Below are 14,041 nucleotides of genomic sequence, written 5' to 3'. Positions count from 1 at the left end.
TATCAATTGTAATAAGGTTGCGTAAATTTTATACTAATCAACTTTAGGCAAACCTAGTTTACCAATAAAACAAATAGCATTGGTATTTTTTTCTGTGATTATAAATAAAAATGGTTTATTTAAAATTAATCTATTGCTTAAGGTTGGGTCTGCAGAAGTAGTTTCAATTCCAACTACAGTCACTGCTGCTGCTTCTGTCCCTTTTTCGTTTACTTCTATAAACGTTTTTTGCTTTACAAAATCTATTTGAGTAGCTATATCACTAATTCCGTTAAAGTTTGCTCTATTTGAAAATGCAATTCCCAACCCTAAATTGATAAGGGCATTATTAAACATCTTTTCATAATCGAAAGTAAATTTTGGCATACTTAAAGAAATTGCTGCTTCTGTATATTGATTAAGCCAATTACTCCAAGAATCTTCATTTATTTCAGTAATAATATCTGCAACATTTTTATCTTCTTTTGGTAAAAACACCATCATACTATACTTATTATCTTTATAGGGCAATATTACTGATGAAAATAAATTATTTGATAGATAAGACAAATTCTGCTCCATATTCATCATATCAACGTTTTTTGCACTTCCTTCTTCGGGATAAAAAGGCTGACTATCTGTATTTTCTTCTTTAAATTGGTATTTCCAATCACTTTTAAAATACAGAGCATTGATAGCAAATAAAACCATGTTAGGAGAAACTTCATCAATAATAGTAGGTATTTTATGTTGTGTCTTGTCAGCAACCCAATTGTTGATAATATCTACAGATTTAGAGTCATTAAAATCTAAGTTTTGCACCTTAGCATCATAATACTTTTTATTTAAATCAATAAATTCTTTTTTTATAGGAAAGGTGTTTTCTAACCATAAGGAATTCGCAATATTGAAGGTAACTCCAGAGCTATTATCAGACAACTGTGAAATCAGATTTTGATTAACCAAATTAACTTCTTCCAAAGATGCATTTCCATAATTAAAAACTGTGTTAAACGCATCTTTAGTTTCATTTTCAGCTCCGTTATAAACCATACCCAAAGCTAATGAAGCACTTACAGGCGAAATCATAAAATTTGCTTTCGTTTCATTAGTTGCAATTTCTTTAAATAATGAAAAGGCAAATTTGTTATTAGATTTTACAATTTCTCCACTTTTGGCCACCGATTTAAATTCTGGTAAACTCTCACTAGTTTCTGATTCACAAGATATAAGAATAATTGCTAGAAAAAATATGGCTAGTATTTTAGCTTTGTTCATAGTTAATAGTTTGAATTTTTTATTAAGATGAGTATTATATAGAAAGGTTGCTTAATTTTGTCTGATACTTTATGAATAAGAACGAAATTTTTAACATACAAAACCAAGAAGAATTTACTTCAATAGCTTTGTCTATTTTTAAACATCAATTTAAAAATAATAAGGTCTATCGATCTTTTTGCAGTTTATTAAATATATATTATAGTGATATTAAACATATTGAAGAAATTCCTTTTTTACCAATACAATTTTTTAAATCACACAACATTTTATCTACCACAGATACTGTTCAACAAATTTTCACTAGTTCTGGAACAACAGGAAGTACCACAAGTAAACATCAAGTAACGGATATTTCTTTGTATGAAAAAAGCTATTTTAAAGCTTTTAAACATTTTTATGGAAACATAGAAGAATACACAATTTTAGCATTACTTCCCTCCTATTTGGAAAGAAAAGGGTCTTCGCTTATTTATATGGTTGATGACTTAATTAAAAAGTCAAAAAAGCCAAAAAGTGGATTTTATTTAAATAATCTATCAACATTAAAAGATACTTTAATTGAACTTGATAACAATGGTGAAAAAGTTTTACTTATTGGTGTTTCTTTTGCATTGTTAGATTTAGTTGAAACGTATACTTTTAATTTAAAAAATACCATAATAATGGAAACGGGAGGTATGAAAGGTAGGCGTAAAGAATTAGTTAGAAACGAATTGCATGAAATTTTAAGATATGGTTTTGGAGTTAATTACATTCATTCTGAATATGGTATGACAGAATTATTAAGTCAAGCATATTCAAAAGGAAATGGTATTTTTAATACTCCACCTTGGATGAAAATTTTAATAAGAGATACTGAAAATCCGTTAGAAATCTTATCAAATGGAAAAACAGGAGGTATTAATGTAATAGATTTAGCTAATGTAAATTCCTGTTCATTTATTGCAACCCAAGATCTAGGAAAAATATACTCAGATTCTAGTTTTGAAATACTAGGCCGGTTCGATCATTCCGATATTAGAGGATGTAATTTATTAATTTAAAACCCATAAAAATAGCTACAGTTAGTTGTATACTATAAATGTTTATTTACATTATTTCACTACCAACTGTATTCTTTTTTATATTAACTCACCAACTGATATCGATGAACACCAGTAGCTTCGTTTGTAGCTTTTAAAGTGTCTAAATAATTTTTAAACTGCTCTATATAATTATAAAAAATGCTATTATCGTTAGTAACTCTTTTCATGGTTCTAGCTCCTTCTAAAGAACTAATAATAAATTCTGCAACAGGTTCTGTATTAATATGTCTACTTAAATAACCATCATCAATACCTCGATATAAAAAATTAATGAGTGCAACTTTCCACTCGTTCATTATATCTTTTAATTTTAATTGCAAATCATAATCATTAGCTTCATAACTTAAATCGACAATAAAATTAATTAGCGGACTACCCAAGTTTTTTTTCAAAGATTTATCATTTATCAACTTTTCTTGTAACAAATCGGTAAGTATAAACACTGGATTTCCACGTTCTGATAAAGGCTCAATAAAATTACTATGAATTTCTTTTCCCATTCTTTCTTCTATTATGGCCTCCACAAAGTGGTGTTTATTTTCAAAATGGTAATAAAAAGCACCTTTTGTTAAATTTACTTCTTTAATTATAGTATCTATACTTATAGCATGATAGCCGTATGTATTAATTAACTCATATCCTTTATCAATTAACTTTTGACGCGTTAACTTACGTTTAATTTCTTGTGTCATTTTCCACTTATTTAAAAATACTGATTAAAATTCAGTACCACATTATTACACTGATGAAACAATTCTAAGTTAGAAACTCCTACTTTTTAACTTATTAATATTTTCAAATATAAAATACTAAGTAGTTTGCTATTATAACTATATTGTAAAAAAAACTAATAAATACAAGTATTTACGACCATTTGAATACTATATAGTTTGTTTATTTTGACAGAATATTAATTTGATAATTCTAGTTAATGTTTAAAACAATGCGGGTAAGATGTTTTCTTTACACCAAATTCTCTGTTTGATATAAAGTTAATTTTTTTCTTTTGTATTATAAGAAAAACACAGTATTAAATATATTTTATTGACGAGAATTTAAAATTTTAGACTCTTTAAAAGCTCTTCTTTTTAAAGATATGGAAGCTAATATAAAATAGATAATGCATAATATCCATAAATGAATCCATTCATTTATAACTTGAAAAAAGTTCGCTTTCATTTGTGTTAAACGAACAAAACCATTGATACCTGGAGTAGATGGAAGTAATTTTGACAAGCCTATATAAAACTCAGAAAACCCTTCAACAGGAAATGACAAACCGCTTAACATTAATGAAGGAACTGATAATAATACCAAAAATACAATTGCTTCTTCTCGTCTTTTAAAAAATGAACTTATTGAAATACCTAAAAATACTGTAGCAAAAATATAAGGCACTAAAAATAGGTAAATAGTAAGCAAGGAAGACTTGATTGGAATTGAAAATAGTGTATAAACAATACCAACTTGAATAGGAATAACCACCATAAAAATTGCTGTATACAAACATGCCTTTGCTAATAAAATAGGAATGGTTCCTCCTGGATGCAACAATCTTGGAAAATTTGTATGTGTTGCAATGTATTCTTGTCTAGAACCACTTAAAATACCAATTCCCATAAGTAATACAAGCTGAACGATTAAAGCGGTTAACATAGGAATTAAATAATTAGCATAACCTGCAGAAGAATTAAACAAACTTGTAGAAACAGAATTAATTGGGGCATAATTCTGTTGTGCTTGATCCATAGAATTACCTAAGGCCATTTGTTTGTTTATTACTATTCCTGCAGAAAAGTAACCATTAACTGTAGAAATATCTCCTAACACTTTTTTGTAAAAGATCATATTAGCCGCATCAGAAAAAGTAGTAATTGTGGTTTGTTTGCCTTTACGTATATTATTTTGAAAGTTTTTAGGAATAATAGCAATTCCCATAACCTCCTTTTTATAATATGCCACTTTGGCTGCTTGCAAATCAGTATATTTTAAAATAGGTTTTAAACCTTCAGTAGCATCTAACATACTAATGTAGTCTCTACTCATTTTAGACCCATCTTGATTGATAACAGCGACAGGAACTTCCTTAACTACTTGTGTAGAATAGATATAAGTATAAGCTATTAAAATTACAACTGTCATTAAAATGAAAGTACTCATAACAGCTTTATCTGATTTAATAGCATTCCATTCTGTAGAAACGGTATTCCAAAAAGAAGTCTTCGCTTTATAATATGTCTTAAAAGATATTCTCATTTTAAATATGATGCTTAAATTTTCCTTTATTGAATACTACTTTTAATCTAAACCATCCTAAGGTAATAGGAACAATACATAACAACACCAATATAGCTATAGATTTTAGTGAATAATATATCGGAAAACCTCTTTGAGATTGATCTAATAACAATTCGAAAAAATGAGTAAATGGAAAAATTTGACTTAACCATTGCATAACTTTTGGCATTCCAAAAATTGGAAAAGTAATTCCTGAAAAAGACAAGCTAACAGCGGCAAAACCAGATGCTATAGTTAATGCTTCTCTAAAACTATTAGTTATTGCAATTATTAATAAAGAAAAAGATTGGTTGGCAACAATTAATAAAAAAAGCCCTAATAAAACTCCTATTTTGTTTCCATTAAAGGGAAAATCTTGCCATACATACATGCTATAAAGCATAATTATACCAACCAACATAAACCATAAAGTATAAGGTAAAACTTTACCTCTAATAATTGACGACAGTTTTCCATCAGCTATGCGTAACAATTGATTACCCTTATTATATTTTAAATCAATACCAAAACAATAAGTAGTAGTAAGAATGACAAATAACTGAAAAAACATAGCCAAAAAACCTGTATTTAAATAATAAGAATAATTGGTAAAAGGATTAGATAATACATGGTTATTCATTGTTAATGGTTGAAAATTAACAATAGCTTGCTGAGTAGAAATTCCTTGTTTCCGTTGTTTTTCAATATTAATACCAGCAGAAATAGTTCCTATCACTTTTCTAAAGGCTTTATATTCTAATCCTCCTGCTAAAATTAAATTACTATTATATTGGTTTATTATATTTACTTGTTTGCCCTTTTTGAGGTTTACTTCAAAATTCTTAGGAATAATAATTAATCCATATACTTTTCCTAACCGGATTAATTCTTCTCCTTTTTTCTCATTTATAGGAAAGTGACTTACTGTTAATTCTGGTGAAGATTCTAATTGAGCTATTACATTTCTTGAAATAGAAGAATTGTCTAAATCAATTACTGCAATAGGTAAATCTCTAGCAACACCTTCGCTTAAAAGTGTGTTAAAAAATAATATGGATACAAAAGGAAGTACTACAGCAAAAATGAACATAGTCTTTGAACTAAATAATTGTGCTATTTCTCGTCTTGCTATTTGTACAGAAGGTCTCATATTATTCTTTAAATTGAGAATAATCAATTAAAATGCTCATTCCTGGACGAAGTTCTACTTCTTCAGAAACAGGAGAAGCTTTTATTTCAAATGTTCTAACATCAAAATCGCCAGTAGCTTTAGTTGCATTCCATGTTGCATAATCACCTAAAGGAGCCACATAGTATATTCTAAATGTTATTTTTTTATTGTTTAATGCAGGTACAGTTGCTTCAAACTCTGATTCTTTTTTAAAGTTCATTAAGCTAGTTTCCTTAACATTTACTATGGCATAACTATTTGATAAATCAACCAGATGAGCTACAGGGTAACCCGCACCAACCAATTCACCTTCTTCTGGTAAAAAGTTGAGTACCTCAGCATCAATAGGAGCTATAATATTGCGTTCGTTTTTATAACTTTCCAATTCTTCCAAAGCACCATCTGCTTGTTTTACCAAAGCAGAAGCGGCTTCTATATCTTCATTTCTAGCTCCTTTTAAAGCCATTTGATAACCACTTAAAGCAGTTTCTTGATCTTTTATTGCAGCTTCTTTTTTTGCAAAAATTTCATCACGTTGTTGTTCTGAAATAACACCATCTTTAAACAGATTTTCCATTCGTTGATATGTTTTCTTCATTACATTTGCTGCTGCTGTTGCTTTTTCGTAAATGCTTTTTGCTGCTTGTATCTCTTCTTTTCGAGCACCATTTGTAGCTTTACTTTTTTGAGCAGTTGCTGCGTCTTTTAAAGCCAATGCTTGTTGCTCTTTTGCCAAAATTTCTGGACTTTCAAGGGTTGCTAATAATTGTCCTTTTTTAACACTAGCACCTTCTTTTACTTCAAAAGAACGCACTCTTGTTGGTATTTTAGCGGAAAGATAAATTTCTTTAGCTTCAATTCTACCTTGCAACACTTCTGGTTTTGGTTTAGTTAAAAACCAAATACCTATTAATACTAAAATGGCAATTAGTACAATACTAAAAAGTGATTTTAAAAATTTTTCATTTTTCATTTTCTATTAATTTTCATTTAAGAATGATTCTGTTTCACCAATGCGTACCATAAGCTCACCATAAGCTATATTGTACAGGTATAAAGCTTTTATTTTATGTAATTTTATTTCGTTTAATTTTAATGTTGCGTCCACAACTTCTAATGAAGTTCCTGTACCTTCTTCAAAGGCTCGAGTTCGCATAAATTTTAATTTTTTAGCAAAAGTTTCATCTGTTTTAAGACTCTTAATTTGCTCCAATTGCTTTTCAATTTCATTATATAATTTTTTTGTGTAGGTAGTTAAATTTAAACGAGCCTGTTTGTCTAAAGCTTCTAATTGAGAAACTTTGTGTTTAGCAGCTTTTATTTTATGTTCACGTTGAAAACCGTTAAACAGTTCCCATTCTAAACTAATACCAGCAAGCCATTTTGTACTTGCCAAAGGCAAATTATCTTTCCAAAATAGATATTTACCAAAAACACCAACTTTTGGAAAATAATCACTGTTCTCTACCTGAACACCAACTTTAGCTAATTGTTTATTATTTTCAATAGTTTTAAGCTGAATATTTTCTTTTAACATCTGGTCTTGAAATTGATCAACTGGTTTTAAAATAGAAGGAGAATTAAGTGCTATTGAAATTGTTTCGAGACTATCAATACCAATTAAATTTTTTAGTGCTGTTGTTGCCAATTCAACATCTTTTTTTGCAGCTAATAATTCTCTATTAGCATTAGATAAAGCAACCTTAGCATTTAAAGTTTCTACTTCAGGAATTATTCCATTTTCAAAAAATTTATCTGCTTGTTTGCTATGAAGTAACACCGTTTCGTAAACTTCTTTTCGTAAGTTTTCAGCTTCTTGGGCAAGTTTTAATCTATAAAAAGAAGTAATTAAATTAATGGTTAGGTCATCTTCTTTTAATTGATGTTTATTTTCTGAAAGATCTAATTTAATTTTAGAAGCTTTATTAGCTGCGTTTATTTTTCCGCCCGCATAAAGTGGCATGGTAATATCTGCCGAAGCGAAACCAACATTTTTATCCAATAAAGAAAAGTTCCAATCACCTAAAATACTTGCCGGATCAGGAATACCTAATAAACCGCCAACCATATCTCTTTCAGTATTTAAATTGGCCGAAATATCTTTATCTAAATTTAAATAAGTTCCTGAAACACTAACTGTAGGAAGTCGCAATCCCTTCGTCGCTTTTTGTTCTTCTTCCATAGATTTTACATCAAAACTGGAAGCTTTTATTTCTCCATTATTTTCTAACATTAACTCATAAGCTTTTCTCAAAGTGAGTTGTTGTGCGTTTGCAACAGTACTATTAAAAAATAGAATACAAATGGCTATTTTTAGTATTGGTACTATTTTTAATTTATTAGACTCCATTTCCTTTCATTTACATTTTTAATAATTTTAAAATATTAGTTGTTAGATAGTTTAAATCATCACTATTTTTTGATTGCTCTAAACCAAAGGCTTTATTTCTTTTAAAATTGATATAATCTACCGGGTAAATTAAAATGTGATAATGCAATTGAAACAAGCTTATGGTTTCAGAAACTTCACCAGATGTTACTCCAATTTTTTTAATACTTTCCATTAAACTAAAATGTTTCTTTTTGAGATTTTCATTCAAATTAAAATTTTCATTATGTAACAATTGATAGTAAAACTTAGAAGCTATGGTCTCATTTTGAAAATAAAATATTCTATTTTTAATAAAAGTGTTTATTATTGGTTCTATAGTAGTAGGGTTTTGTTCCAATAAAGATTCTAATTCATTGACCAGAGACTCTACTTTCTCTGAATATAGACTAGTAATTAGCTCTTGTTTTCCGCTATATATCCGATATAAATACCCTCCACTAACCTCAGCATTTTTAGCAATCATAGCTATTGTAGTTGCTTCAATACCATGGTTAACAATAGTTTCCATGGTAGCTTCTTTAATACGTTTTATTTTATCTTCATCAACTTTACGAGCCATAATTGTTAGATTAATTATTTACGGTACAAATTTATGAATAAATGTTCATTCATTTATTATGTTTTACATTTTTTTAACGTTACGTAAAATTTACTTTTCTTTTAAAACAAGTATGCTAAAACAACTAATAAAGTTGACTGGTTTGCTTACGAATATCTAAAATCTCAATAAACAGCTGTTAATAAACTAATTAGATGATAAAAAAAACTGATAAGTATTTTATTTATTTGTATTTTGAAAAATTTTAAACTAGCTTCGTTAACACTCTTTAGCAATTAAAACCCATGAAAAGAATAGCTTACCTACTTTTTATTATTAGTTATTTCACTATTTCTCAATCACTATTTAGTCAAGCATATACTTCAAATCAGATAGATTCTATTGTAAATAAAGCAATGTCTATAATGCCTAATGCTGGCGTTGCTGTTGCTGTTGTAAAAGACAATCAGGTAGTTCATTTAAAAGGTTATGGAGTTACTGCTATAAACAACAAACAAAAAGTAGATGAAAATACCTTGTTTGCTATTGCATCAAACTCTAAAGCTTTTACAACCGCAGCGTTAGCCATGTTGGTTGACGAAGGTAAACTCAATTGGCTTGATAAAGTAGTAGATTATATTCCTGAATTTAAAATGTATGACCCATATGTTACGGAAAATTTTAACATTCAAGATTTACTAACTCATCGTAGTGGGCTTGGTTTAGGAGCTGGAGATTTAATGTTTTTTCCTGATGGTTCAGATTTTTCGGTTAGTGATGTATTAAATAGTTTTCAATATCAAAAACCTGTATCTGCATTTAGAACAAAATATGACTATGACAATTTACTATACATTGTTGCAGGCGAAGTAGTACACCGAGTAAGTGGCCTTTCTTGGGCCGAGTTTGTAGAAACAAAAATAATGAAACCTCTTGGTATGAATAATTCTGTTGGTGTATATCAACGATTAAAAAATAATAACAACGTAGCTTTTCCGCATACTACAGAAAATGGAAAACTAAAGCAATTGGAACATTATATAAAAAATGATGAATCTTTAGGAGCTGCAGGTGGTATTTATGCAAGTGTTAACGATTTAAGTAAATGGTTAATTATGCACCTTAATAATGGAGCTTATGGTAAAAATTTTAGCAAACAATTAATTTCAAAGAAAAACCATGACGAACTCTGGAAACCACATACCAATATAGAGTTTAATGTTATACCAGAACTACCTTACAAAACACATTTTAAGGCCTATGGACTCGGTTGGCAAATCAGCGATAAAAAAGGGTATGTAGTATTAGAACATACGGGTGGTTTACCAGGTATGTTATCAAGAACCATACTTATACCTGAAATCAATGTAGGTATTGTGGTGCTAACAAATACTGATTCTGGAGGTAATGCTTTTTGGACCATACCAAATTGTATACAAGATGCTTATTTAGGTGTTCCGAAAAAAGATTGGATTTCCATTTTTACAGAAAAACTCAAACAAAATGAAACCAAAAGCGATTCTATAACTACGGCTGTTTGGAAAACTGTTGCAAAAGCTAAATGGAATAACAAAAAAAATACTGACTTTATTGGAACCTATAAAGACAATTGGTTTGGCACAGTTAAAATTTATGAAAAAGACAAACAACTATATTTTACATCAGTAAGATCTCCTAAATTAACTGGTAAAATGTCTTTTTACAAAGCCAATACCTTTGCCATTAAATGGGATTACCAAGACATGCCTGCTGATGCATTAGCAATGTTTACCTTAAATGAAAACGGAAAAGCAATTGGTATAAAAATGAAAGGTATTTCACCCAATATTGACTTTAGCTTTGATTTTCAAGATTTGGACTTAAAAAGGGTTGATAATTAAATTTTTAGTAAATAACTAGCCTTGATTCTTAAGGCTATTTTAGTTAGATTAGCAAACAGATAAATAAATATCTGTTCAATATTTATTTATAAATTGAAAATAATGTGAATAAAACAATGAACAACTTTCAATGAAAGTACTTTTAGATACTAACATAATTATTCATAGAGAAGCTAATAAAATAATTGAGCACGATATTGGTCAACTTTTTAATTGGATAGATAAACTTCATTATGAAAAATACATCCACCCTATTACAATTTCTGAAATAGAAACTTATCAGAACAAGCAAGTCGTTGAAACGTTTTCTATAAAATTAGATAGTTATAATCGCATAAAAAATCAACTCCCTTTTTCAAAAGTAATAAAAAGACTAAGCAATGAAAATGACGTTAACCAAAATGATATTAATGACACTCATTTACTAAATGAAATTTTTGAAGGTAGAATTGATCTACTCATAACTCAAGATAAAAAGATACACTTAAAAGCTTCGAAACTCGGAATTTCCTATAAGGTTTTCAAAATTCAATCATTCCTTGAAAAAGTCATATCTGAAAATCCTAATTTGGTTCAATACGATGTACTTGCTGTTAAGAAAATTGACTTTGCAGAAGTAGATTTAAATGATAGTTTCTTCGATAGCTTCAGAAAAGATTACAATGAATTTAATAATTGGTTTAAGTCAAAATTTGACGAATCTTGCTATGTATGCTATAGTGACAACAGTCTAACTGCTTTTCTATACATTAAAGTTGAAGACGAGAAAGAAAATTACTCTGAAATAAAACCGGTATTTACGAGAAAAAAAAGATTAAAAATAGGAACATTAAAAGTAATAAGTAATGGTTACAAAATTGGTGAAAGGTTTTTAAAAATTATCTTCGATAATGCAATACAGTATAAAGTTGATGAGATTTATGTTACAATTTTTAACAAGAGACCTGAACAAGGTGAATTAATTGACATGTTAAAAGTCTGGGGGTTCGTTGAACACGGTACTAAAACTACCAAAGACGGAAATGAAATTGTTTTGACTAGACCTTTTGGAAAGTCTCTGCCTGTTGATATAAAAAATCCAAAAAGTTCTTTTCCATTTTTTTCTAGAGATACTAAGAAGTATATTATTAAAATAGAACCCCACTATCACGACGAATTATTTCCAGACAGTATAAATACAAGAACCGACAAATCTGAATTTACAGAGAACGAACCTCATAGGAATAGAATTGGAAAGGTTTATATATCACATTCATTTGATAGACATCTACAATCAGGAGATATTGTTATTATTTACAGAATGGGTGAAACTAGACCAAAAAAATATTCGAGCACAGTGACTTCAATATGTATAGTAGAACAAATTGTTGATAGATTTAAATCATTTGAAGACTTCTATAAAACTTGTTATAGACGAACGATGATTACAAAAGAAAACTTAAAAAATGACTGGTGGAATAAAAAGCCACGTATAAAACCATTTGTGATTAAATTACTCTATGCTCATTCATTCCCAACACCAAAGCCTACACTTAATGATTTAAACAGAATAGGCGTTATTCCTGATATAATGAATATGCCTCGTGGGTTTATTGAAATAAACAGCAATCAATTTAATAGATTAGTTAAATTTGCATATCAACAAAAATAATTTATGAAAGTAGTTTTATCTATAAAACCAGAATTTGCTTTTAAAATATTTGATGGTTCTAAAAAGTTTGAATTTAGAAAAGCTATTTTTAAAAATAGAAATGTAACGTCTGTAATTGTTTATGCCTCTTCGCCAGTACAAAAAGTAATAGGCGAATTTGAAATTGGAAAAATAATCAATAATGATCTCGAAACTCTTTGGAGTTTGACCAAAGAGCATTCTGGAATTACAGAAGATTTTTTTTATGAATATTTCTCTAAAAAAGAAAGAGGGTATGCAATACAAGTTAAAAATAAAAAAATATATAAAGAGCCTAAATGTTTGAGAAAAGACTTTAATTTACATCCACCTCAATCATTCGCATACGTCAAATAAACACTGTTCCAATAATGACTGTAGGTTATTACAAATTCTTATCTCCTCTCAAAAATTAACTCCTAATCCTAAACCACTCGCAACAAAAAGTAATTTTTCTTACCACGTTGTAATAACACAAACTTATCTGCAATTAAATCAGACGTAGAAAGTGAATAATCATCTTTAACTTTTTCTTTATTTATAGCTATAGAATTTTCCTTTAAAGCTCTTCTGGCTTCGCCATTTGATTTTAAAAATCCTGATTTTTCATTTAACGCAGCTATAATATCAATTCCATTTTCAAGATCTACTTTTGAAATTTCAGCCTGTGGCACACCATCAAATACATCTAAAAAGGTTTTTTCATCTAAACTTTTTAAATCTGTTGAGGTAGATTTACCAAACAAAATATTTGAAGCTTTAATAGCCTTTTCTAAGGCCTCTTTAGAGTGAACCATAGTTGTAACTTCATTTGCTATTGTTTTTTGCAACAAACGTAAATGAGGCTGTTCTTTATGCTCTTTAATAATACCTTCAATAGTAGATTTATCTAAAAAAGTAAATATTTTAATATATTTCTCAGCATCTTCATCAGAAGAATTTAACCAATATTGGTAAAATTTATAAGGAGATGTTCTCTCTGGATCTAACCATACGTTTCCTCCTTCTGATTTTCCAAATTTTGTACCATCTGCTTTGGTAATTAATGTACACGTAATGGCATACGCTTTACCTTGTACTTTACGACGAATTAATTCTGTACCAGTAGTAATATTACCCCATTGGTCAGAACCTCCCATTTGCAATAAGCAATTTTTCTCTTTGTATAAATGTAAAAAATCGTAACCTTGAATCAATTGGTAAGTAAACTCAGTAAAGCTCATCCCCTCTTTAGCTTCTGGATTCAATCTGTTTTTAACAGAATCTTTAGCCATCATGTAATTTACAGTAATATGTTTACCAATATCACGAGCAAATTCTAAAAAAGAAATTTCTTTCATCCAATCGTAATTATTTACTAATTCTGCAGCATTATCAGCACCTGAAGAAAAATCTAAAAACTTTGAAAGTTGTTTTTTAATTCCTTTAATATTTTTATCAAGTACTTCTTCGTTAAGTAAATTACGTTCGTTAGATTTGCCTGAAGGATCTCCTATCATTCCTGTTGCACCACCAACTAATGCAATAGGCTTATGCCCAAATAGTTGAAAATGTTTTAAAATAATTATAGGCACCAACCCACCAATATGTAATGAATCAGCCGTAGGGTCAAATCCAATATAAGCTGTAGTTACTTCTTTATTCAATTGTTCTTCTGTACCAGGCATTACATCATTTAACAAGCCTCGCCAACGTAATTCTTCAACAAAATTATTAGTCATAGTCATAAAATTTATGCAAAGATATACTTAATCATAAAAAAGGTAAAG

General features: G+C 28.9%; 12 protein-coding genes. 4 read left to right on the top strand and 8 right to left on the bottom strand.

The annotated features are described in order from the left end of the window. Positions 1–33: 33 nt before the first annotated feature. Entirely contained in the window at positions 34–1,257 is a 1,224-nt protein-coding gene (locus EGM88_RS09170) for a serpin family protein (RefSeq protein ID WP_123897759.1), read from the bottom strand. 71 nt (positions 1,258–1,328) lie between these two features. Here EGM88_RS09170 and EGM88_RS09165 point away from each other — a divergent pair, with 71 nt between their 5' ends. Beyond that, positions 1,329–2,303, top strand: a complete 975-nt coding sequence (locus EGM88_RS09165; protein WP_123897757.1) for a LuxE/PaaK family acyltransferase — start codon at positions 1,329–1,331, stop codon at positions 2,301–2,303. An 83-nt stretch (positions 2,304–2,386) separates the two neighbouring features. Here the strand turns inward: EGM88_RS09165 and EGM88_RS09160 are convergent, their stop codons facing one another. From EGM88_RS09160 to EGM88_RS09135, 6 genes are all read right to left on the bottom strand, one after another. Next, positions 2,387–3,037, bottom strand: a complete 651-nt coding sequence (locus tag EGM88_RS09160) for a TetR/AcrR family transcriptional regulator (RefSeq protein WP_123897755.1) — start codon at positions 3,035–3,037, stop codon at positions 2,387–2,389. Positions 3,038–3,386: 349 nt separating this feature from the next. Continuing rightward, complete coding sequence (locus EGM88_RS09155) at positions 3,387–4,601, bottom strand: ABC transporter permease (RefSeq protein ID WP_123897753.1); 1,215 nt, start codon at positions 4,599–4,601, stop codon at positions 3,387–3,389. Between the two features lies 1 nt (position 4,602). Beyond that, a complete protein-coding gene (locus EGM88_RS09150; protein ID WP_123897752.1) occupies positions 4,603–5,772 on the bottom strand; it encodes an ABC transporter permease in 1,170 nt (389 codons plus the stop codon). Between the two features lies 1 nt (position 5,773). Continuing rightward, complete coding sequence (locus EGM88_RS09145; protein ID WP_123897750.1) at positions 5,774–6,766, bottom strand: HlyD family secretion protein; 993 nt, start codon at positions 6,764–6,766, stop codon at positions 5,774–5,776. Between the two features lie 6 nt (positions 6,767–6,772). Next, complete coding sequence (locus EGM88_RS09140; RefSeq protein ID WP_123897749.1) at positions 6,773–8,143, bottom strand: TolC family protein; 1,371 nt, start codon at positions 8,141–8,143, stop codon at positions 6,773–6,775. 10 nt (positions 8,144–8,153) lie between these two features. Further along, positions 8,154–8,744, bottom strand: coding sequence for a TetR/AcrR family transcriptional regulator (locus EGM88_RS09135; RefSeq protein WP_123897747.1), 591 nt, complete (start codon positions 8,742–8,744; stop codon positions 8,154–8,156). Between the two features lie 284 nt (positions 8,745–9,028). On the opposite strand from EGM88_RS09135, the gene EGM88_RS09130 reads away from it, so the two are divergent. The 3 genes from EGM88_RS09130 to EGM88_RS09120 all read left to right on the top strand — a co-directional run bounded on the left by EGM88_RS09130 (position 9,029) and on the right by EGM88_RS09120 (position 12,629). Further along, entirely contained in the window at positions 9,029–10,603 is a 1,575-nt protein-coding gene (locus tag EGM88_RS09130; RefSeq protein ID WP_123897744.1) for a serine hydrolase, read from the top strand. A gap of 130 nt (positions 10,604–10,733) precedes the next feature. Beyond that, the gene (locus EGM88_RS09125) at positions 10,734–12,254 is read left to right on the top strand and encodes a PIN domain-containing protein (RefSeq protein WP_123897742.1); all 1,521 of its coding nucleotides are present in this window, start codon (positions 10,734–10,736) and stop codon (positions 12,252–12,254) included. 3 nt (positions 12,255–12,257) lie between these two features. Further along, positions 12,258–12,629 carry a hypothetical protein gene (locus EGM88_RS09120; protein WP_123897740.1) on the top strand — a complete coding sequence of 124 codons (372 nt, stop codon included), beginning with the start codon at positions 12,258–12,260 and terminating at the stop codon, positions 12,627–12,629. A gap of 68 nt (positions 12,630–12,697) precedes the next feature. Here EGM88_RS09120 and tyrS read toward each other — a convergent pair whose 3' ends face one another. Continuing rightward, on the bottom strand, positions 12,698–13,993 hold the full coding sequence (gene tyrS, locus EGM88_RS09115; RefSeq protein ID WP_123897738.1) for a tyrosine--tRNA ligase: 1,296 nt from the start codon (positions 13,991–13,993) through the stop codon (positions 12,698–12,700). Positions 13,994–14,041 lie beyond the last annotated feature (48 nt).

Source organism: Aureibaculum marinum (assembly GCF_003813905.1).
Lineage (GTDB): Bacteria > Bacteroidota > Bacteroidia > Flavobacteriales > Flavobacteriaceae > Aureibaculum > Aureibaculum marinum.
Note: the sequence above shows the minus strand (reverse complement) of the source record. Positions and strands in the feature narration are given on the sequence as shown.

What these genes read in the sequence shown, in the direction of transcription:
- EGM88_RS09170 (WP_123897759.1), bottom strand. Translation starts at nt 1,257, where the DNA reads ATGAACAAAGCTAAAATACTAGCCATATTTTTTCTAGCAATTATTCTT.
- EGM88_RS09165 (WP_123897757.1), top strand. Translation starts at nt 1,329, where the DNA reads ATGAATAAGAACGAAATTTTTAACATACAAAACCAAGAAGAATTTACT.
- EGM88_RS09160 (WP_123897755.1), bottom strand. Translation starts at nt 3,037, where the DNA reads ATGACACAAGAAATTAAACGTAAGTTAACGCGTCAAAAGTTAATTGAT.
- EGM88_RS09155 (WP_123897753.1), bottom strand. Translation starts at nt 4,601, where the DNA reads ATGAGAATATCTTTTAAGACATATTATAAAGCGAAGACTTCTTTTTGG.
- EGM88_RS09150 (WP_123897752.1), bottom strand. Translation starts at nt 5,772, where the DNA reads ATGAGACCTTCTGTACAAATAGCAAGACGAGAAATAGCACAATTATTT.
- EGM88_RS09145 (WP_123897750.1), bottom strand. Translation starts at nt 6,766, where the DNA reads ATGAAAAATGAAAAATTTTTAAAATCACTTTTTAGTATTGTACTAATT.
- EGM88_RS09140 (WP_123897749.1), bottom strand. Translation starts at nt 8,143, where the DNA reads ATGGAGTCTAATAAATTAAAAATAGTACCAATACTAAAAATAGCCATT.
- EGM88_RS09135 (WP_123897747.1), bottom strand. Translation starts at nt 8,744, where the DNA reads ATGGCTCGTAAAGTTGATGAAGATAAAATAAAACGTATTAAAGAAGCT.
- EGM88_RS09130 (WP_123897744.1), top strand. Translation starts at nt 9,029, where the DNA reads ATGAAAAGAATAGCTTACCTACTTTTTATTATTAGTTATTTCACTATT.
- EGM88_RS09125 (WP_123897742.1), top strand. Translation starts at nt 10,734, where the DNA reads ATGAAAGTACTTTTAGATACTAACATAATTATTCATAGAGAAGCTAAT.
- EGM88_RS09120 (WP_123897740.1), top strand. Translation starts at nt 12,258, where the DNA reads ATGAAAGTAGTTTTATCTATAAAACCAGAATTTGCTTTTAAAATATTT.
- tyrS (WP_123897738.1), bottom strand. Translation starts at nt 13,993, where the DNA reads ATGACTAATAATTTTGTTGAAGAATTACGTTGGCGAGGCTTGTTAAAT.